This window comes from Tenacibaculum sp. SM2510, assembly GCF_057002845.1.
Map to the genome: position 1 here is coordinate 1,811,244 of NZ_CP192703.1, position 22,550 is coordinate 1,833,793.

The window sequence follows — 22,550 nt, forward strand, 5'->3', positions numbered from 1 at the left end:
GCACCGTTAAAAACGAAAAGAAAAATATGAAAATTATAGTTCCAATGGCAGGAATCGGGTCTCGTTTAAGACCTCATACATTAACAACTCCAAAGCCATTAACAGTTATAGCTGGTAAGCCAATTGTACAACGTTTAGTTGAAGATATTACTTCGGTTGTAAACCAACCAATAGAAGAAATCGCTTTTATAATTGGTACTGCTGCAAAGGGTTTTCCTGCAGATACTAAAGATAAGTTAATTGCTATTGCAGAAAGTTTAGGTGCCAAAGGTTCTGTGTACGTTCAAGAAGAAGCGTTAGGAACAGCTCATGCAATTTATTGCGCAAAAGAATCATTAACAGGTTCTTGTGTTGTTGCTTTTGCTGATACTTTATTTAAAGCAGATTTTACGTTAGATGCAAATGCTGATGGTGCTATTTGGGTAAAACAAGTAGCAGATCCTGGTGCATTTGGAGTTGTAAAATTAAAAGATGGAATTATTACTGATTTCGTTGAAAAGCCAAAACAATTTGTTTCTGACTTAGCAATTATCGGAATTTACTATTTTAAAGATGGTGATAAAGTTCGTGAAGAAATAAAGCATTTAATTGATAATGATATTCGCCCTTCTGGAGAATTTCAATTAACAGAAGTGTTAGAATCTTTAAAGCAACAAGGTGCTAAGTTTATTCCTGGTAAAGTAGATGCTTGGATGGATTGTGGTAAAAAAGACCCAACAGTTGATACAAACAAACAAGTTTTAGGTTTCGAACAAGCTGACGGTAACAATTTAGTTGCTAACGATGTTGTGTTAGAAAATTCAGAAATTATTCAACCTTGTTTTGTAGGTAAAAACGTGGTTTTAAAGAATACTAAAATCGGACCTTTTGTTTCAATCGGTGAAAATAGTGTTGTTGAAAATTCAACAATCGTAAATTCATTAATTCAAACTAATGTTCATATTTCTAATGCAAAATTAGACAATGCAATGATTGGTAATCATGCCAAATATAATGCTAATTATACATCAGTAAGTATAGGTGATTATACAGATCTTACATAATAAAAAAAGCAATAAAGAGTCAAGAATTAAGGTGTATTTATCTTTTTTCTTGATTCTTTACTCTCTCTTTATCTACTCTCAAGACAGCATTCCTGCTGCCGTGGGTGTTATTGAAAAAAATGACATCCAGTTTCAAGATAACTTTTTTAAGGCACTCTCTCAAAAAGCCGTTTATAATTACAGAAAAGCTATTGAGTATTTAGAAAAATGTAATGAACTTGTGCCTCATAATAAAGCAGTATTATTTGAACTTTCTAAAAATTACCTAAAACTAGGTAGAAGTAATGAATCTTTAGAATATATACATTTAGCCCTACTTAAAGAGCCTAATAATTTATGGATGCTAGAGCATAAGGTAACCATTTTAAGAAGGCTTCCTAATTTTGATGATGCGATAGTTACGCAAGAAAAAATTGCAGAAAAACATCCGAAGAAAAAACAATTATTAGTTTTTTTACATTTACAAAACAGGGATATTCCTGCTGCAAAAATAGTATTATCGGAGTTAAAAGAGGATAAACTATTAAACGCTAGACTTCGAAGAATTGAAGAAAAACTTAACAATACTGAAGTTAAAAAAACCAAGAAGAACACCGTAAGCACTGATTTACGTGCAACCTTCGAAAAAGAAAAAACATATAGTAGCTTACAACTTTTATTAAACGAGTTAAATACAAGTAATCATGCTGATTTGCTAAAATATAGTGAGCAAGGTTTAACGCTGTTTCCGGCGCAACCATTTGTTTATTTAATAAACGGTAAAGCGCTTAACAATAATAAAAAATATAAAAAAGCATTACAAAGTTTGCAAAACGGCATTGATTTTGTAATTGATAACAACGAAATTGAAGCAAAATTTTATATAGAAATGGCAAGAGCTTATCAGAACTTAAATAACCCCCAAAAGGCGGATTTATTTAAAAGTAAGGCTAGTAAAATTCTAAAATAATTTTCTTTACCATTTATAAATTCTATGAAATACTTTACAGTACTTATTGTCTTATTTTTAGGTTTTACCTCATGTAAATCGACCAAGACAGCAACTAATAATTTGGTTGAAATTAAAGAAATATCTGCCAGGAAAGTGGCAAAAAAACATATTTCGGCAAATTTCGATGAAAAAACAATTGATGCCCGTTTAAAGGTTAATTATAAAAATGCTAAAGATGATGTTGGTTTTTCTGTTCGAATGAAAATCAAAAAAAATGAAGTTATTTGGTTGAAGGGAACTAAATATATTACTGTTTTTAAAGCCAAAATTACTCCTACAAAGGTGCAGTTTTATTCTTCTTTTTATAAAAATTATTTTGATGGAGATTTTTCGATGTTAAAGAAATTATTAGGAACTGATATTAACTTTCAGCAATTACAAAACATGTTGTTAGGCCAATCTTTATTTAACGTAAAATCTGAACGACACGAGGTGGAAATTCTTGAAAAATCATATCAACTATCACCTAAAAATCAACCTGAGTTGTTTGATTTATTTTTTAATATAAACCCTCTTCATTATAAACTAAACAAACAGTCGGTTGTAAACTCACAAAAAAATCAACGTTTAGATATTTCATATCCTAAATATTTGAATAAAAAAGGTGTCTTGTTTCCTCAAAAAATTAATATCAACGCAAAACAAAACAATAAATTTACTGTTATAGGTATTGAAACACGCTCGGTAGAGTTTAATACAAAATTGAATATTGATTTTAGATTGCCTAACGGTTATAAAGAAATTACACTATAATGAAAAAAACTCTTTTTTATGTCTCTTTTTTATGTCTCTTTTTAGCAAGTTTTTCTTCGTTTAGTCAAGAACGAAAAACACTTGAAAAAAAGCACAAAGCAATTAAAAATGAAATTAAGCAGATTAATAGTTTGTTGTTTAAGGCTAAAAAAGAACGAGGAAATGCTTTAGATGACCTAAAAGATTTAAGTCAAAAAATTGGTGCTAGAGAGCGTTTAATTCAGGTTATTGAGCTAGAGACTAAAAAAATTTCAGATGAAATAGTTTTAAACGAAAAACAATTAGCTGTTTATAACGAGCAATTAAAAAAATTAAAAAAAGAGTACTCTGATATGGTTGTAAAAACCCATAAAAGTAAATCTCAGCAAAGTAAAACCATGTTTTTATTGTCTTCTGAAAGCTTTTATCAAGCCTATAAGCGATTAAAATACATGCAGCAGTACAATGATTACCGAAAAAAACAAGGAGAAGATATTGTTATAAAAACAATCGAAATTAAAGCCTTTAATGATTCTTTAATACACAAAAGAAAAACAAAAGAAACCTTAATTTCTGACGAGAAGTCTCAAAAAGAAGAAATTGAATCTGATAAAAAGAATCAAGAACAATTAGTTTCTAAAATCAAAAAAGAAGAAAATAAGTATAAAAGAAATTTACAGCAAAAATTAAAAGAAGAGCAGCGTATAACAGCTCGTATCGATAAATTAATTAAAGATGCTATTGCTAAAGCTAATAAGACGAAAAAAACAACTAAAAAGGCATCGTCTTCAGGTTTTGTTTTAGATGCCGCAGAAAAAAAATTATTAGCAAATTTCGAGCAAAACAAAGGAAGTTTACCTTGGCCCGTAAACGGAATTATTACAAGAAAATACGGAATACAACCACACCCAACTTTTTCTGGAATTGAAATTAATAGCCCAGGGTTACATATTGTTACAAGAAAAAATACCGATGCAAAAAGTATTTTTAACGGTAAAGTTTTAGCTTTGCAATCACAATCTGGCGGAAAAAAATCTGTATTAATACAACACGGTAGTTATATATCAGCTTATAACAACCTAGAGAGTGTGTATGTAAAAAAAGGAGAAATTATAAAGACTGGTGATAAAGTAGGTAAAGTTTTTACTGATAAAGTTTCAGGTAAAACTAAATTACTTTTTGTTTTATTTAAAAATACCGCTAAATTAAATCCTGCAAAATGGATACGTACCAACTAACCTAAATCAATGAAAAATCCTGCAAATTTCATCATCATTATTGTTGTAATTATAGCCGCATTGGTTATTGGTAAAGGAATTTTAATTCCGTTTATTTTTGCCTTAATTTTTTGGTTTTTAACACGTGAAATACGTAAAACCATATACAAAATACCGCTTGCTAAAAGATTTATACCTATTTGGTTGAGCAACATATTTGTGTTTACTTTTATTGTTTTAAGCTTTGGTTTTGTATCGGGAATTATTACAAATAGTATATCGGATTTAACAACTTCTTACTCTAAATACGAGCCCAATATTGATGCTATTATTAATAGTTTAGATGCTTACTTTCACATTGATATTATTAAATCGGTAAAATCGGTAATAGGTGATTTTAATTACGGATCGGTTTTAGGAGATATTGCTAATGGAATTAGTAGTTTATTGGGCGATACTTTTATGATAATAATCTACGCTTTATTTATCTTTTTAGAAGAAAGTAGTTTTAAAAAGAAGTTAGTAAAGGTTTTTAAAGATAAAGATGATAAATACACTAACATGAAATTTATGTTAGATAAAATTGAGTTTTCTATTTCAAATTACCTTCGCTTAAAAACGTATGTAAGTTTACTTACCGGTTTGTTAAGTTATACGGTTTTACTTATTGTAGGTGTAGATAGCGCGCCTTTTTGGGCATTTTTAATCTTTTTACTAAATTATATACCAACAATCGGTTCATTAGTTGCAACAATATTCCCAGCTACTTTTAGTTTAATTCAATTTGGTGAATTTACACCATTCTTAATTGTATTAATTGCCGTAGGTTCTGTACAAGTAGTGGTTGGTAATATTATTGAACCAAAATTATTTGGGAAATCACTAAACTTAAGTCCGTTAGTAACTATACTATCTCTGGCTGTTTGGGGTAAAATATGGGGAGTTACTGGTATGATTTTAAGTGTACCAATTACCGTAATTATGATTATTATCTTTTCTCAATTCGAAAAAACAAAAGCAGTCGCCATTTTCTTGTCCGAAAACGGCGAAATAGATGAGCTTTAAGCTGTTTTTACCCTAAGAACAACGCTTTAAGCTCTGTAGCTTCTTTAGGGTCTAATTTACCCGCTAAAACTAAACTTAATTGTTTTCTACGCAAAGCACCATCGTATCGTTTTTTCTCTAATTCAGTTTCTGGATTAATTTGAGCAACTGGTACCGGTTTTCCTGTTTCATCAACAGCAACAAATGTATAAATACCTTCGTTTACCTTCGTTTTTTCACCAGATTGGCGATCTTCAATCCAAACATCAACATATATTTCCATTGATGATTTAAAAGCTCTCGAAACCTTTGCCTCAACAGTAACAACACTTCCAACAGGAACCGATTTGGTAAAAGCAACATGGTTTACAGAAGCAGTAACTACAATTCTTCTAGAATGACGACGTGCAGCGATACTACAAGCTCTATCCATACGAGCTAATAATTCTCCTCCAAAAAGATTGTCTAAATAATTAGTTTCTCCTGGTAAAACAAGGTCGGTAAGTACTGTTAATGATTCTTTTGGTGTTTTAGCTGTCATCAGTTAAATTTTGATGCAAAGATATAAATAAAGCTAAAAGTAAATTATTTAAAAGCCGATTATTTAATCAATAACCAAGCATCGGCACTTACAGTTTCCTGAATCAATGCTAACTCTTTGCGGGCTTCTTCTTTAGAGCTAAAACTTGTAAATGTTACTTGAGTTAATCCAAATTTATTTATCCCTATTATTTTAGCATTATAACCAAGTTGTTGTAGTTCTGCTAATTTATTTTCCGCATTTTTCACTTCCTGAAAAGCACCAGCAACAATATGAAAATTATTTTCTTTAGATTTTGTTACATTTAAATTAATGGTAGGTAATGGGTTGTCGATTACAAAAGTTGCTGACTGTATTTTTTTTACAGCTGATTTTTGTTGATCTGCTAATAATTTATTTTCAGATTGATTCTGAACACCATTCCAACCAGCATAACTAGCTCCTAATAAAATTACGGCCGTTGCTGCATATTTTAAAAATACCGGAATTTTATTTTCCTTTGCTGCAACAATAGGTAGTGGCTTAATTTCTTGTTTAAACCTTGTTACTGAATTACTTTCCACCTCTGATAATCCGAAAGATGCTATTAAAAAATTGTGTTTAGTATTTGGTTCAAAAACAACTTGTTTTGCATCGTTTAAAACTAACGTTCCTACAGAAGCAACTGTAATGGTATTTGTTGCTATTTCTTTTTTCCATTCAACAACTGCATTTGCTATAAAGGCTGTTGCTTTTTCAAAAGAAATATTTTTACTTGAAGCAATATGGTTTGCCAATAAACCATCATTATGTTGCAAGTACGCATTAAAGGTAATTTGTTTTTTCGGCGGATGAAATGTATGCGTAGTATCATTCATTTTAGCACCTATTTTGTTGGTTACAAAACCTCCAAACTCAGGAACAATTACGCAATCGTATCTGTATAATAAATCGTTTATGTAGTTGGCTAATGTCATAATAACAAATATAGTTTTTTTGCTGAGTTGTTTCTAGTTTTTACATAAATTTTATCAACAGATTTTTTGTATATTGATAATCAAATTATTGCTGCATGAAATCAACTAAAATCTTAGCTATTCTTAGGTTACAAGCTACTAAAAATGTAGGTGATATTTTAGCTAAAAAGTTAATTTCTGTAACTGGTAATGTAGAACAGGTGTTTAAAGAAACTGCAAATTCTTTGCAAAAAATAAACGGAATCGGTTCTCATGTTACAAAACATTTATTTGATATTACTAACTTAAAAAGGGCAGAGGAGGAGTTACAGTATATTCAAAAAAATAACATTCAATACTCCTATTTTTTGGATGCTGATTATCCTCAAAACCTAAAACAATGCATTGACGGACCTATCTTATTTTTTAAAGATGGTAATATAAACCTTAACAGTAAAAAAATTATTTCTATTGTAGGTACAAGGAAAATAACTTCCTACGGTCGTGATTTCTGCAATCAATTAATAGAAGATTTATCAGAATATAATCCGATCATTGTAAGTGGATTTGCATACGGCGTAGATATTTGTGCTCATAAAGCTGCTATTAAAAACAACTTGCAAACTATTGGGGTATTAGCACACGGGCTAGAACAAATTTATCCGAAAATACATAAAAAATACATTAGCGAATTAAATAAAAATGGCGGATTTATAACTGAGTTTTGGCACAATGAACAACCGCTACGTGAAAATTTTTTAAAACGAAATCGTATTGTTGCAGGCATATCTAAAGCTACAATTATAGTAGAATCCGCAGAAAAAGGAGGGTCATTGGTAACCTCAGATATTGCAAATTCTTATAATCGTGATGTTTTTTCTTTGCCTGGTAGAACCACTGACATGTATAGCAAAGGCTGTAATAATCTTATTAAAAATAACCAAGCGCATTTATTAACCTCAGCTACTGATATTATAAAAATGCTGAATTGGGATATTCAACAATCAAAAGCAGCAAACCCTGTGCAACAGCAATTATTTATTAATTTAAATGAACACGAGCAAAAAGTGTTTAATTTTTTACAACAAAATGGTAAGCAGTTGTTAGATCTGATTGCTTTAGAATGTGATATTCCTGTTTATAAATTATCCTCTTTATTGCTTGAGATGGAGCTTAAAGGCATTGTTAAACCTTTGCCCGGTAAATTGTTTGAGGTTTAGTACCTTTGACGCATGTCTGAAGAAAAATTAATATCCCAAAGAAAACCTGCATACCCTATTAATAAAAAGCTTTCGCTTTATTTAAAAAGGCATAATAGAACAATTCAAATTCCTATTTTTTATGATGATTTGTTGCGTTTTCAAGGAGCAATATCTGTGTACGATAAAGATGATAACGATACTTTGTGGGTTCGTGTATATTACAATGAATTTGAACGACAGGAGATAGATTTAAGTTTAAAGAAGATTTATAATATATTACACTCAAATGGTTCTGACGCTGGTATTAAACACTTAAATATTGATGCCGTTGATTTTTGTACCTTTGGTAATTCTCAACCCTTTAGAGTAAAAGTTCGTAATATTTTAAACGATAACTATACCTATTTTTACGTAAAAAAAACCGATGCTTCTCGTGTTTATGGTTTAGAGATTGAAGATATTTTATCGCCTTACAACTTAAACTTTTTAGTATATAAAGACACTTTAATTGAAGAGCATATTTCAGGAATTCCTGGAGATGTTTTTATTAAAGATTATTTAGATGATTGTTTAGAAATTGAAAAAACACAATTAGCAAAAGAATTTGTGAAATTTAACGAACGTTGTATGATTCGTTTATTGGGCGATATGCGCTCTTACAATTATGTGGTGGTGCCTACGCATGATTTTGAAAATGTAGTATATAAAATACGTCCGATAGATTTTGACCAACAATGTTATGAAGGTAAATTTAAAGTATATTATCCGCAGTTTTTCAAAGAGAACTTAAAGATGGTGCAGTTAGTTGCTAAAAAATTAGATTCAGAATCAGTAGAGCAATATCAATTAGAAGAACGATCTATTGTTGCAAAACGAATTTTAGCAACTCGATCTCGCTTAAATAGATTGCTTGCCGCAATGAAATCAGATAATATTTCGATTCCTAAAAATATAGAAAAATTAAAATCCGAAATTTTTGAACTTACCGGCGATATAAATTTTAGAGATAGTGACGGTATGGGAGAAGTACTAGATAATGCTTTAACCTTTATTCGTAGAAACTACGAAGACGTAACGATGAAAAGTATTATACAGCAACAGCAAAAAACACATTAATAAAAATATACTCTTCAATAACCTGTATTGGAGAGTATATTTTTATCACTTTTTTAAAAGTCATTTTTTTGAGCTTATAATTTTGTGAAAAATTCCTTTTGAGAAGTGGAATATTTATCGCCAACATTTGCGTTAGAATCGTATGAATTTATAGTTTTTATTTCGGTACCTTTTTACTAAAATAGATTAATTCTATATGAGATTCACCTGCAAAACTCTATATGTTTTACCAGTTTTTTTATTTTTTTTGAGTAGGTTTCAACTAAAACACCAAACGACCATATCATTTATTTCACCCAACGTAGCTTTATAAGCTACCTTAGCATAGGTTTTAGCCGTAATAAGTTGCAAAACGTATACATATCTTTTACTATTTTTAATATTTGATAGTTCCTTTTCTTACTGATTTAAAAGAACAGCTAAATAAAAAGTCTTAAAAAGAAGAGCTATAAAAATCACGCACCTTATTTGGTTTTTAGTAACTCTAACAATGTTATTTTTTACTTCGGATACTTTCTATAACAACCGTTGCTAAAATTAAACTCCCGCCCATAAAAGTGTTCCACGTGGGGATTTCATTTAAAAATACAAAAGCTAAAATGATTCCGAATATTGGTTGTACACTACTAATAATACTTGCCGCGGAAACTGAGAAAAATTGTAGTGAATGTACCATTAAACTATGCCCAATTGCGGTGGTTAACAATGCTAACAATAATACATACGGATATTGACTTTCAAACCCAGAAACATCCATAAAAAACAATACAGGTACTAAACATATTGTAATTATTAAAGTTTGATAAAACATTAATAATACACCGTTGTATTGCAATACGTATTGTTTTAAAATTAAGATTCTAATCGAGTAGCATAGGGCAGAGAGGAGTCCGAATAATATTCCTTGAACATTCTCGCTTTCTAAATTAAAATTGGGGGCCAATATGTAAATCCCCAATAAAACCATACAACCTAAAAGAAGATATATAGGGTTGAATTTTATTTTCAAGAACAACGGTTCTAAAAAAGAAATCATTACCGGAAAAGTATATAAAGATAGCATTCCGATGGCTACATTAGATCGTTTTAAAGCGTAGAAATAGGTAATCCAATGAAGTGCCATGAAAATTCCGCTAATAATAAACGGAACAACATGTTTGGTTGATTTTAATTGAATATCTATTTTTTTAAATCGACAAAAAACATATAAAAATACCATGGCAAAAGCAGAGCGAAACCATACAATTACTTCTGATGGCATGGCTATATATTTACCTAAAACACCCGACGTACTTATAAAAAGTGTTGCTAACAGTAAACCTGATATATTTTTTAGATGATTATTTTGCATTGGTTATTTTTTTGATTCTTTTAAAATAGCTCATAATTAACATATAAATTATACTCGGAATTCCAATCCAAATAAACTCACTCATAAGCACTTTAACGCCTCTTTCACTAAAAAAACGTTCAATTCCAATAGGTGATACTTTAATTGGTCGCCACGGAAAAAAATAACGACTCGTATCGAAAGGAGAAAAAAATGCAACTCCTAAACCACCAGTTGTTAAAGCATCTAAAATAGCATGTGAAGCGGTACATATTGTAAAAAATAAAATGAGAACTGCACCTTTTTTGGTGAATATTTCTTTTCTGTAAAATATTAAGGTGATTAAAAAACCTAAAATGAACGCAAAGAAAAGTGAATGCGAAAAGCCGCGATGTCCCCAAAAACTGCCGTATTTAACTCCGAAGCTAAAGCCGATTACATCAGCGTCTGGTACTATTGCACAACCAATACCTAATAAAAGGAACTTCAAATTTACAACCGATTTCGAAAACCCTTTTCCGAAGGCAAACGATACTAATGCATGACCAAATATTGATGCCATTTTATGTTTTTTATTTTTCTTTATTACGAAGAGTAAAATGATGAAATAATCTTCTATTTAGATACAAATTGCTTCTGTACCTCCCAATGACGTTCGTTCTCTCATTTAGTAAGAATACCCTTACTGCTCGTCATTACGAGGAAGGATGACGAAGTAATCTCTTGATTTACTTTTCTATCTAAGGATTGCTTCGTGACTCGCAATGACGTCCGTTCTCACATTTAGTAAGAATACCCTTACTGATCGTCATTACGAGCAAGGATTACGAAGTAATCTCTTGACTTTTCTGTCTAAAGATTGCTTCGTGACTCGCAATGACGTTCGTTTTATACTTTTTGTAATATTTTTAAAGCTGTATTCACTGAATCAATTCTAATAAAAGTGATTAATAATCGCAATCCGTTTTTGGTTTGTTTTTCTTTCATCACACAGCTTTTAGAGTTCTTTTGAACATACTGCAGCATTTTTGTAAATGCTGGTGCTTGATAAAACCCACTTTGTTGATCAGAAACAAAGTAGCCAATCATACGTTTTTGTTTCAAGATTATTTTTTCTAAACCTAACTCTTTCGCCAACCATTTTATACGAACACTGTCTAATAAATCTTGAACTTGCGTTGGGTATTCACCAAAACGATCGGTAATTTGACTTTCGAATTCAACCAATTCCTTTTCTTCGGTTAACGTTCCTAACTTGTTGTATAAGCTCAATCTTTCGGTTACAGAATTTACATAATCATCAGGAAAAAGAATTTCGAAATCGGTATCTATCTGTACTTCTTTTACATACTCTTTCGGTGCATTTTCATCTACCGGATACAGTTCTTTAAACTCGTTTTCTTTTAGCTCTTGAATAGCTTCTTCCAAAATTTTCTGATAGGCATCAAATCCAATATCATTAATAAATCCGCTTTGTTCACCACCTAATAAATCTCCTGCACCACGAATTTCTAAATCTTTCATGGCAATATTTAATCCACTTCCTAAATCAGAAAATAACACCAATGCTTCAATACGTTTACGCGCATCATCCGTCATCATATGAAACGGTGGCGTAATAAAATGGCAAAAGGCTTTTTTGTTAGATCGCCCAACACGACCACGCATTTGGTGCAGGTCAGACAATCCGAAGTTATTCGCATTATTTATAAAAATAGTGTTGGCATTTGGTACATCTAATCCGCTTTCGATAATAGTGGTAGATACCAATACATCAAACTCATTGTTCATAAACCCAAGCATCAATTCCTCTAGCTTTTTACCTTCCATTTGCCCGTGACCAATTCCTATTTTAGCCGACGGAACTAAACGTTGTAATAAACCAGCTACTTCTTTTATATTTTCTATTCTATTGTGGATAAAAAATACTTGACCACCACGAGAAATTTCATACGAAATAGCATCACGAATGGTTTCTTCGCTAAAGCGGATCACATTGGTTTCTATCGGGTGACGGTTTGGTGGCGCTGTTTTTATTACCGATAAATCACGTGCTGCCATTAAACTAAATTGTAGCGTTCGTGGTATTGGTGTTGCTGTTAGTGTTAAAGTATCTACATTTTCTTTAATCGTTTTTAGCTTGTCTTTTACAGCAACGCCAAATTTTTGTTCTTCATCAATCACCAATAAACCTAAATCTTTAAATTGGATTTTTTTATTCGTTAATTGATGCGTTCCTATCACAATATCTACACTTCCGTTAGTAACGCCTTCTAAAACAGCGTTACGCTGTTTTGTGGTTCTAAAACGGTTTAGGTAATCAATTGTAACCGGAAAGTCTTTTAAGCGCTCTGTGAAGGTTTTAAAGTGCTGAAATGCCAAAATGGTTGTAGGAACTAGAATAGCCACTTGTTTTCCGTTATCTACTGCTTTAAAAGCAGCTCGAATTGCTATTTCTGTTTTACCAAATCCAACATCACCACACACCAAACGATCCATAGGTTGTGCTTTTTCCATATCTTCTTTTACATCTTGAGTTGATGTAAATTGATCTGGGGTATCTTCGTAAATAAAGCTAGCCTCTAACTCATGTTGCATGTGCGTATCTGGCCCGAAAGCATATCCTTTTTGTAATTTTCGCTTTGCGTATAACTGAATTAAATTAAATGCAATGTGTTTTACTCTTGCCTTGGTTTTTTGCTTTACTTTTTTCCAAGCGCCAGAACCTAGCTTGTATATTTTAGGCGGCTTACCATCTTTACCGTTGAATTTTGATACTTTATGTAACGAGTGAATACTTACATATAAAATATCACGATCACCATAAATAAGCTTAATAGCTTCTTGTTTTTTTCCTTCTACATCAATTTTTTGTAAACCTGCAAATTTTCCTATTCCGTGATCGATATGCGTTACATAATCACCAATTTCTAGTTTGGTAAGTTCTTGTAATGTGATGGATTGCTTTTTCTCATAACCATTTTTTAAGCGGAATTTATAATAACGCTCAAATATTTGATGATCGGTATAACAAACAATCTTGTTTTCTAAATCTACAAATCCTTGGTATAACGGAAATACAATAATTTCATAAGAAACCTCGGCTTCATTATCATCAAAAATATCGTGGAATCGTTGTGCTTGTTTATCGTTAGAGCAGAATATGTAATTGGTAAATCCTTTTGCTGAAAATTCGTTGAAATTCTGAATTAACAAATCGAATTTTTTATTAAAAGAGGGCTGCGGATGGGTATCAAATTTTATTTCCGAGACATCTCTCGAATTTGCTCGAGATGACATTTCAACCAATGTAAAATCTGCTAATTGTTCTTTTATCAAAGTACCATCACAAAATAATTCTGAAGGTTTTGAATGTTTTATATCTGTAGATAGTTCATTAAACGATAACTCTGCTTTTTTATAAAACTTATCTAAATTTTCGGTAAGAATATCGTTGTTTTTTACAAAAATTGCTGTTTTAGCAGCAATGTATTTTAAGAAGCTTTCTCTACTTTCTTGTAGTGTTTTGTTTTCTACATTCGGCATTATAGAAACTTTCTTGAGTTTTTCTTTAGAAAGTTGAGTTTCTACATCAAAAGTTCGAATACTATCTACCTCATCACCAAAAAACTCCATTCGATAAGGCTCATCATTAGAAAATGAAAACACATCAATTATTCCTCCACGTACCGAAAACTCCCCTGGTTCAGTAACAAAATCTACACGATTAAAGTGGTATTCAAACAATACCTCGTTTACAAAATCGGGCGATACATTTTCGCCAACCGTAATTTTTAAGGTATTCTTTTCGAGTTCTTTTTTGGTTACTACCTTTTCAAATAGAGCAGTAGGATAGGTAACAATTATTGCTGGTTTTTTTTGCGAATTAATTCGATTTAAAACCTCAGAACGTAACAATACATTTGCGTTATCGGTTTCTTCTATCTGATACGGTCTTCGGTAAGATCCCGGATAAAACAACACGTTTTTATCGCCTAATAATTGTTCTAAATCGTTTAAATAATACGCCGCTTCTTCCTTATCGTTAAAGATTAACAAAAAGGGTTTATCAGCTTTTTTAAAACTTTCAGAAATAACAAAAGACAACGAAGAACCAACCAAATTCGTTATTTGAAAATGGTGTTGTTCTTGTTGAAGTGCATTTACAACCTGCTTTACGTTGCCCGATTGTTGGTAATGATTTACAATAATTTGCTTGCTCAACCTTAAAAAATTTACGCAAATATACGAGTATTATTTCTTTGTATTTAGTACGTTTTATTCTTTACCAGAATGCCATTACACAATATCAACAACACTTATTCCGTTGCTTTTTTTGGTGATTTTAATTTGAGTAGGAATACGTTCTTTTAAATTTTCTACATGCGATATAATTCCGATCATTTTGCCTTGTGCTTGCAAAGTTTCTAAGGTAGAAATTACTGTTTCTAATGCATTGCTATCTAAAGTACCAAAACCTTCATCAATAAATAAAGAATCTATTTTTACATTTTTACTTGCTAAATCTGATAAACCTAAGGCCAAGGCTAAACTAATAATAAATTTTTCACCACCGCTAGAGGTATCTACCAATCTTGCCTGGTCTGTTTGGTAATGGTCAATTAAATTAAAATTAAGCTCTTCTTTGGGTTTGTAGGCTTCTTCCATTTTTAATGAATAGCGCTTATTTAACTTATACAAATGCACATTAGCAAGGTCTAACAAATGTTTTAAGGTTAAACGCTGAACATACACATTAAACGCATCTTTCGAATTCCCAATAACTTTAAATAAGGCAGCCCAAATACCGCATACTTTTGCTTGCGCATCTATCTTTTTAGAGACTTCTTTATTTCGATCTCTTATTTGTTGATCTTTTCTAAGAGCTTCTACTATTTTACCTTTTTCGGTTAAAAATCCTTTGTTTTTTGTTGATAAATCTTCTAAAGCAGCGTTGTTTTCTATTACCGAAATTTCAAAATTCCGCTGATTATTTAAAGTTTCAAAAGCTTTTAAATTACTTTCTTTTTTGGTTTTAAGAGTAATCTGATTTTCTTTAATACGCTCTTTATTTTGCGTGTATTTAACTATATTTTCCTTAGATAATAGCGCTTTTTCAATTTCCTCTTTAGTAGTAAAATCACTCTGATTTAAATCGTTTGCTAAATTTGATTTTAAGCCTGTTAAAACTGTAATTAGCTCCGTTAGTTCTTTAGCTGTATTTGTTTTTAAAGCTAGAGTTTCTGTTTTTATATCGAGGTATTTTTGTAAATCTTTTTGATGATTATTTAATTTTTCTTTACGTTGATTAACAACCAACTGCAAACGCTCTCTTTTATTAGTAACCGTAACATTTATTGGTAAAATAGCGATTCGTTTTGTGGTAAAATCATTTATTTTAACATCATTTTCCTCCTTATTTTTAAAGTATTCTTTGTAGGTTCTATCGTCTTTTTCTTGCTGTTTTTCATTGTTCTTTTTATTGTTCTTTAAAACAGTAAGCTCTGATGTTAGTATATTAAAAACTTGGGTTTCTTTATTGTAATTACTAATGGACGCTTCAATATTCTGAATAAAAACATCTATCGTTTCAATAGGTGGTAATGCGTACTTATATTTAGCCAATTTAACTGTTAAATCATTTTCTAAATTACTACAAGTTGCATTTAACCGTGCTATTACTTGCTCTTTAGTTTCAATCTCGCTAGCGCTGTTTTTAATATGCTCTTTTTTGGTAGCAACCGATGTTTTTAACGTACCTAAACCTTCTTTTAAAATATTTATTTTCTCTGAAAATTCATTTTTAGCTGTTTGTAATTTTTGAGCAATTACGATGTCATTATTTAAAATCATCAACGCTTCTGAGGTTGATTTTAACGTTGCATTTATTTTATCGACATCGGTTAATTCACACTGAATATTAATTTTATTTGCTGATAATTCAAAATTTTCAAGCGCTATTATAATGGCTTTTCTTTGCTTATTGAATCCGTCAATTTCGGTTACAATTTGTGCTTTTTTTACCTCTAACGTACCCTTAGATATTGAAAGCTCCTGTAATTTTATTGTTCTTGAATTAAATTCTAATTCGGCATTAGAAACCTCATTTATTTTTGAGTCATCTACAAACGGATGTGCTGTAGATCCGCATAAACCACAAGGTTCTCCTGCCTTTAATCGCAAGCGATCACTTTCGTAATTTGCAATGCTTTTTTCTAAATCTAAAATTTTTGAGGCATCACTAACTGCTTTTTCTTGATTTTCAAAAGCTATTTTCACCAACTTCAACTCTTCTTCTAATAATTTTGAAACGTTTACTAATTTGTGTTGATCAGCTTCTATTTCCGTTTGTGCAGCTTTCGCTTTAAGTGTTTGTTCAGAAATATTTTTAAACTGTTCCCAATTGCCTTTTTGCTCCAGTAATTCTTCTTTACTCTTTAAAAGTTGCTGAATATTTTTTTTCGCCAATTCATCTGAAATACGAACGTATTCTTTTTCTATAATCGCAATTTCTGTTGACTTTTTATCTAATAATTCAACATCAGTTGTTAAAAGATGCGTGTTTTTTAGAACTTCTTTCTTTTTAAACGCTACAAAGTCTACATCTTCCTTTAAAGATTGTTTACTAGCTTTTAAGGTTGTTAGATCTTTTGTCCAACTAGAAATTTTATGAGCAACCTCTTTCAATAATTTGTTTTCATTTAAAAACAATGCAGTTGTTTTTACTTTTGTCGTCGTTACTGTAATTTCTTTGAGTATGCTTTTTTCTTCTTCTTTTAAACGCTCAATTTGTTCGGCTACTACTTTGAGTTGTTGCGTATTTTTTTCTTTTTGAGATACTTCATTTTTTAATTGTCCGTCTAGTTTTGTTATTAAATCGAGCTTTGGAAGCCATTCCGAAAATTCTTTATTTGCTTTTTCAAACAGCGATGTTTCTGTTGAAACCAACATTTCTAAACCATCAATTGTTGGTTTTAATTGTGCTAATTGGTTTTCTATATTTTTTAATATTGCTATTTTTTGAAGTTGTTCTTTTTCTGCTCTATTTAAATCATGAATAAGTTCTTTAAATGGTGATGCTTTTTCATTTAAATCCAAAGCATCTAGTTCTGTTTGATGCTTTTTTATATAAACATCTATGCTTTTAACAGCCTCTTCTTGTTCTTTTGCCTCTGAAGTTAGTTTATCAAACTGAACATACCAATCGGCTATAACTTGCGCAGCTTTTAACTCTTTTTCGATAGTATTAATATCCGAAGTAAGTGTTGTATCTTTTTGTTTTAGTGCTTTTTTTTCTTCTGTTGTTAAAACATCTTCTGAGTTGATTTTAGCTTGAATATCTTTTAACTTTTTGTCTTCTTTCGATTTTCTATCTAAAACACCTTGACCTATTTTTTTATAAATTTCTTCACCCGTAATTTGCTCTAGTAACTTTCCTTTATCTGGCCCTTTGGCAGATAAAAACGACGCAAAATCACCTTGAGCCAGCATTACAGATCGTAAAAACTGATTATAATCTAACTGAGTTACCTTATTTACTTCTAAAATTAAACTCCGTTTTTGAGTGGCAATAATAACATCGGTCGTTAAGTTTTTTAAACTTACTTCTTCTTTGGCATTCTTATATTTTTTCCCTGATTTATCAGCAATTCTAATTCCCCAAAAGGCTTCATAAATAATGTTATTGTTCTCGAAAGTAACCCTAGTAAAAGCATCATTTGCACTGTGACTTACCACATCAATCAAAGTACCTTTTGTGCCACTAAAACGTGGAACATTATGATATAAGGCAATCGTTATAGCATCTAAAATAGTAGTTTTTCCTGCACCAGTAGAACCTGTAATGGCAAATAAACCAACATCTTTAAATTGCTCATTTTCAAAATCGATTACAATAGATGTATCCGATTTTAAAGAATTTATGTTTTGTAATTCTATTTTTAATATTTTCATATCAATATATAATTATTGATTTTTAACAACTTGTAATACTTCATTAAAGGCATCCCAAACTTCTGGATTTTCCTTTAAATCGAAATCCATTTCTTCACACTTTAGCCTAAAAACTTCCGTAGGTAATAATTCTTTAATCGATTTTGTGTTTTCTAGCAATTCTTCAATTCCTTGTGTTTTTCGTTGTTTTTTTAAAGAGGTTTTTAATATTTCGAAGGAATGTTTTTCTGCAGCTAGTTTTAGCTCTTCTGTATTTATAGTATTATTTTCATTTAAAATAATTTCTACCCAAGGTGTTAATTTATAAGGATTAGAAGTAATACTCGAAAACCCATCAATACATTCGGTCATGGTACCAGTTAATTTATAAAACTCTCTAAAACGCGGAATTACAACATCTTCAATAGCACTTATTTCATTGTTTTTGGTAGTTAAAACAAGTATTTTTTTATCATAATTAATTTCACTAAAACTTAAAATATTTGGAGAACCAGAGTATCTTACTTTGTCATTTCCACCAATTATTTGTGGTCTATGTAAATGCCCTAAGGCGATATAATTAAAATACCTAGGAAAATCTGCTGCACCAATATGCCCTAAAGTACCCACATAAATGTTTTGTTCACTGTCTGAAACCGAACCACCTGTTGCAAATAAATGTCCCATTGCAATTACGGGCGCATTGCTTGTATTTATTAATTCGCATTGTTCCGCAACTAACTGATAATGGTTAATTAAAGCTGTTTTATACTTATCTGTAAGCTCATCAAAAGATTCTCCTGCCACCGCTCTTCTAATATCTCCATCACGCAAATAAGGAACCGCACCAACGATGAGTTTTTCATCATTTATTTCAATTTTAAAAACTTCATCTTTAATGTTTTCTGTTGCTTTACCAACCACTTTTATAGACAATGCATCTAATATATGTTTTGGGGCGTTTAAAGTTCCTGGTGAATCGTGATTACCGCCAGTAATAATTATAGATTTACAGCTGGTTACTTTTAATTTTACCAAAAAGCTGTAATACATCTCCAAACTTTGGTTAGAGGGTGAACCGGTATCAAATATGTCTCCTGAAATTAATAATACATCTATTTTTTCATCAATAATATAATTTTCAATCCAACTTAAGAAAAGAGTTTGTTCTTCTAATTGCGATTGTTCGTGTAATCTATGACCCAAATGCCAATCGGCAGTATGAAGTATTTTCATTTAATATTTTTTTAAACTTATATAGCAACTTATAAATTAAGGAAGTAAAACTTTGTTATTTACAATTTGTAAAAATAAAGACTAAGCTTAGGAAAGCTATACTTTTTTAATTTTCATTTCTAAAACTACATAATAATCAAAAAATAACAAGAATTAGAAAAAAATATTTTCTTGTTTTATCAATTTCCTTGTTTACTGTACAAAATTGCATTTAAACTATGTTTTAATGGATTTAATTATAATAAATAAGCTAATCATGGGTTCGTTTTTTAAAGTACTTTAAAGTCTATTATTTAATTCAAATTGTAATTGTAATTAATTATCATAAATTCAAAAACTATAAGAAAAAATAATAGTAAATTTTATTCTATATTTGTTAACTTTCGTAAAAGGTTTATCGTGACTTTTTTTTCATCTTTGCCTCTAAAGAATAAAAAATAATTTTAATTATTAAAACATAAATAATGTCGATATCAGATTTATATTCGAGTGGAAAACACAAACAAGAAATTGGGCACTTTGCTAGCGTTGTAAAAATTGCTAAGTCAGATGGTATTATTGCCGAAGGAGAACAAAAATTATTAGACAGGGCTGCAAAAAGATTACATATTGATGAAACTGAATATGCTAATATTTTAAAAAACCCAGAAAAGTTTCCTGTAAATCCACCAGCAAGTTACGATGAGCGTATTGAACGTTTATATCGTTTAACAAAAATGGTTTTTGCTGATGAGCATGTAGATAAAGAACAAATTACTTTAATGCAAAAAACTGCCGTTGCCTTACAGTTTCCAACAGATAATGTAGAAAAAGTTTGCGATGAAGCAATTCACTTAGTAATGAACAATAATGATTTAGATGCCTTTACTCTTGCAATTAAAAAAGTAAATGCTATTTAAAACATTTATACTAAATTGCGTTCAATCAAGTTATTATTATAAAATCTCCCACGTATGAAAGATCAAATTTTACTAATTACTATCCTTTTTTGCTCAATAAATTTATTTTCTCAAAATTTAAATGATTCTTGGCAAATAGGAATTGGAATGGGAGTTACAAAATTTAGCGAAAGTGATGCTGCTTATATTGGTGATCAATACCTATTTCAAGTACCTGTTATTAGTATAACAATGCCAATTGGAGAGCGTTTATCTATTGATGGAGCTATGTCATTTAATACAATTAATGATATTGGTATTATTAGTAACTCTGTTAACTATTTCTCTATGGATGGTTCGTTACGTTATAACTTTAATGCGTTACTAGATAAATTTAGCCCATATATATTTGTAGGAGGTAGTATTGTTGATTCTGAACGAAAAATGACTCCAACTGTTAATTTAGGTGCCGGAAGTATTTATTGGTTGACGGATAAAGTAGGAATAAACCCTCAGGTATATTATAAACATTCTCTTGAAAGTTATGAGAGTATGCGTTCACATATACAAGGAACTTTAGGCTTAGTTTTTAAATTAGATTGGAATAGTAGTGGAGGTGGTAATCGTGGAGGAAACTCTTCTTCTTGTTACTACAATCAATTTTAAAAAATAATATTTATTACATAAAAACAAAAATCCCGCTTTATATAAAGCGGGATTTTGTTTTTATGATAATTTCGCTATTGCGTTATTAATTCGTTGTAGTGTATTTTCTTTACCAATCATTGTCATAATATCAAACAAATCGGGCCCTGCTAATTTACCTACAAGGCTTAAACGTAATGGTTGCATTACTTTACCAAAACCAATTTCTTTAGCTGTAATCCAACCTTTAATATCAGTTTGAGCGTTTTCTATCGTGAAATCTTCAATCTTAGCAATTACTGTGGTTAATTCTTCCATTAACGCACCAGTAGTTTCTTTCCATTGCTTTTTAGCTGCTTTTTCATCGTATTCTGTAGGGTGCACAAAGAAAAAACTTGATAAATCCCAAAAATCAGCAACAAACGTAGCGCGTTCTTTTATTAATGAAACTACTTTTGTTACATATACTTGGTTAAAAGATTGCTTCGTTTCATTCGCAATAACGCTAATATCTTTCTCTTTAAGAATAACGGTATATAATTCTGTTAATTCTTTATTTGATTTTTGTTGTAAATATTGCTGATTAAACCAGTTTGTTTTATCAGGACTAAACTTAGCTCCCGATTTACTAACTCTACTTAAATCGAAGGCTTCAACCAACCCTTCTAAAGAGAATATTTCTTGTTCCGTACCAGGATTCCATCCTAATAAAGCTAGCATATTTATAAATGCATCATTAAAATAACCATCTTCTTTATAACCACGAGAAACATCACCTGTTTGCTCATTTGTATATTCTAAAGGAAATACAGGAAAACCTAATTTATCACCATCACGTTTACTTAATTTCCCTTTACCTACTGGTTTTAAAATTAATGGTAGATGTGCAAATTTCGGAGCGTTCCAATCGAATGCGCGATATAACAACGTGTGTAGTGGAAGAGAAGGTAGCCATTCTTCACCACGAATAACATGACTAATTTCCATTAAATGATCATCAACAATATTTGCTAAATGATAAGTTGGCATTCCGTCTGACTTAAACAATACTTTATCGTCTAACGTATTTGTATCTATCTTAATCGTTCCACGGATCTCATCTTGTAGTAACAAGGTTTCATCTTGCGGAGTTTTAAAACGAACAACATATTTTGTACCTGCTTCTAATTTATTTTTAATTTCTTCATCAGAAAGATTCAATGAATTATCTAACATAGCACGATTGCGCCAATTATAAATAAACGTTTTGCCGTTTTCTTCATCGCTTTTTCTTTGAGCGTCTAATGCTTCTGCTGTATCAAAAGCATAGTAAGCCCATCCTTTGTCAATCAATTCAATCGCATATTTTTTGTACAATTCTTTACGCTCTGACTGACGGTATGGTCCGAATTTTTCATTATTTCCTGGTCCTTCATCAAAAGGAATATTACACCAATCTAAAGCATCAATTATATATTGTTCTGCATTTTTAACATAGCGCGTTTGATCGGTATCTTCGATACGCAACACAAAAGTTCCGTTATATTTTTTCGCAAATAAGTAATTGAATAAAGCAGTTCTTACACCACCAATATGTAAAGGTCCTGTAGGGCTAGGAGCAAAGCGTACTCTTACGTTGTCAGTCATTTTTTATTAATTTGAAAACGCAAAGATAGTTTTAATATGAGCATAAAAAAAGCGAGCATTAGCTCGCTTTCTTATTATTTAT

Annotated in this window: 17 protein-coding genes; 9 read left to right on the plus strand and 8 right to left on the minus strand. The window is 30.7% G+C overall.

All coding sequences use genetic code 11. The features are described from left to right. Window positions 1-26: 26 nt before the first annotated feature. Genes ACQ629_RS08120 through ACQ629_RS08140 form a run of 5 tightly spaced genes read left to right on the plus strand, consistent with a single transcriptional unit; the run spans window position 27 to window position 5,048 of the window. On the plus strand, window positions 27-1,043 hold the full coding sequence (locus ACQ629_RS08120) for a sugar phosphate nucleotidyltransferase (RefSeq protein WP_483703936.1): 1,017 nt from the start codon (window positions 27-29) through the stop codon (window positions 1,041-1,043). Then, window positions 1,021-1,992 (plus strand): tetratricopeptide repeat protein, encoded by a 972-nt coding sequence (locus ACQ629_RS08125; RefSeq protein ID WP_483703938.1) that lies wholly within the window; start codon window positions 1,021-1,023, stop codon window positions 1,990-1,992. The genes ACQ629_RS08120 and ACQ629_RS08125 overlap by 23 nt, the downstream gene beginning before the upstream one ends. 24 nt (window positions 1,993-2,016) lie before the next feature. Further along, complete coding sequence (gene lolB1 / locus ACQ629_RS08130) at window positions 2,017-2,787, plus strand: lipoprotein insertase outer membrane protein LolB1 (RefSeq protein WP_483703940.1); 771 nt, start codon at window positions 2,017-2,019, stop codon at window positions 2,785-2,787. Next, entirely contained in the window at window positions 2,787-4,004 is a 1,218-nt protein-coding gene (locus ACQ629_RS08135) for a murein hydrolase activator EnvC family protein (protein WP_483703942.1), read from the plus strand. Before lolB1 ends, ACQ629_RS08135 begins: the two co-directional genes overlap by 1 nt. 9 nt (window positions 4,005-4,013) lie before the next feature. Beyond that, complete coding sequence (locus ACQ629_RS08140) at window positions 4,014-5,048, plus strand: AI-2E family transporter (protein ID WP_483703944.1); 1,035 nt, start codon at window positions 4,014-4,016, stop codon at window positions 5,046-5,048. A 7-nt stretch (window positions 5,049-5,055) separates the two neighbouring features. Here the strand turns inward: ACQ629_RS08140 and ACQ629_RS08145 are convergent, their stop codons facing one another. Together ACQ629_RS08145 and ACQ629_RS08150 are read right to left on the minus strand one after the other, a co-directional pair. Next, entirely contained in the window at window positions 5,056-5,568 is a 513-nt protein-coding gene (locus ACQ629_RS08145) for an acyl-CoA thioesterase (protein ID WP_483703946.1), read from the minus strand. A gap of 59 nt (window positions 5,569-5,627) precedes the next feature. Further along, window positions 5,628-6,524, minus strand: a complete 897-nt coding sequence (locus ACQ629_RS08150; protein ID WP_483703948.1) for an HU domain-containing protein — start codon at window positions 6,522-6,524, stop codon at window positions 5,628-5,630. A 95-nt stretch (window positions 6,525-6,619) separates the two neighbouring features. Here ACQ629_RS08150 and dprA point away from each other — a divergent pair, with 95 nt between their 5' ends. Then, a complete protein-coding gene (dprA, locus tag ACQ629_RS08155) occupies window positions 6,620-7,723 on the plus strand; it encodes a DNA-processing protein DprA (RefSeq protein WP_483703950.1) in 1,104 nt (367 codons plus the stop codon). Window positions 7,724-7,735: 12 nt separating this feature from the next. Further along, entirely contained in the window at window positions 7,736-8,821 is a 1,086-nt protein-coding gene (locus ACQ629_RS08160) for a hypothetical protein (protein ID WP_483703952.1), read from the plus strand. A gap of 493 nt (window positions 8,822-9,314) precedes the next feature. Here ACQ629_RS08160 and ACQ629_RS08165 read toward each other — a convergent pair whose 3' ends face one another. The 5 genes from ACQ629_RS08165 to ACQ629_RS08185 form a co-directional block, all read right to left on the minus strand. After that, window positions 9,315-10,172 (minus strand): DMT family transporter, encoded by an 858-nt coding sequence (locus ACQ629_RS08165; protein WP_483703954.1) that lies wholly within the window; start codon window positions 10,170-10,172, stop codon window positions 9,315-9,317. After that, window positions 10,162-10,713: a metal-dependent hydrolase gene (locus ACQ629_RS08170; protein ID WP_483703956.1), complete on the minus strand. Its 552-nt coding sequence runs from the start codon at window positions 10,711-10,713 to the stop codon at window positions 10,162-10,164. The genes ACQ629_RS08165 and ACQ629_RS08170 overlap by 11 nt, the downstream gene beginning before the upstream one ends. Before the next feature lie 326 nt (window positions 10,714-11,039). After that, window positions 11,040-14,375, minus strand: a complete 3,336-nt coding sequence (mfd, locus tag ACQ629_RS08175; RefSeq protein WP_483703958.1) for a transcription-repair coupling factor — start codon at window positions 14,373-14,375, stop codon at window positions 11,040-11,042. Between the two features lie 75 nt (window positions 14,376-14,450). Beyond that, window positions 14,451-18,104 carry an AAA family ATPase gene (locus ACQ629_RS08180; RefSeq protein WP_483703960.1) on the minus strand — a complete coding sequence of 1,218 codons (3,654 nt, stop codon included), beginning with the start codon at window positions 18,102-18,104 and terminating at the stop codon, window positions 14,451-14,453. 12 nt (window positions 18,105-18,116) lie between these two features. Then, complete coding sequence (locus ACQ629_RS08185; protein WP_483703962.1) at window positions 18,117-19,319, minus strand: exonuclease SbcCD subunit D C-terminal domain-containing protein; 1,203 nt, start codon at window positions 19,317-19,319, stop codon at window positions 18,117-18,119. 464 nt (window positions 19,320-19,783) lie between these two features. Between ACQ629_RS08185 and ACQ629_RS08190 the strand changes: the two genes are divergently transcribed. Both ACQ629_RS08190 and ACQ629_RS08195 read left to right on the plus strand, forming a co-directional pair. Further along, entirely contained in the window at window positions 19,784-20,218 is a 435-nt protein-coding gene (locus ACQ629_RS08190; protein WP_483703964.1) for a TerB family tellurite resistance protein, read from the plus strand. Window positions 20,219-20,272: 54 nt separating this feature from the next. Further along, complete coding sequence (locus ACQ629_RS08195; protein WP_483703966.1) at window positions 20,273-20,863, plus strand: hypothetical protein; 591 nt, start codon at window positions 20,273-20,275, stop codon at window positions 20,861-20,863. A gap of 60 nt (window positions 20,864-20,923) precedes the next feature. Here the strand turns inward: ACQ629_RS08195 and gltX are convergent, their stop codons facing one another. After that, window positions 20,924-22,468: a glutamate--tRNA ligase gene (gene gltX, locus ACQ629_RS08200; protein WP_483703968.1), complete on the minus strand. Its 1,545-nt coding sequence runs from the start codon at window positions 22,466-22,468 to the stop codon at window positions 20,924-20,926. Between the last annotated feature and the right edge of the window lie 82 nt (window positions 22,469-22,550).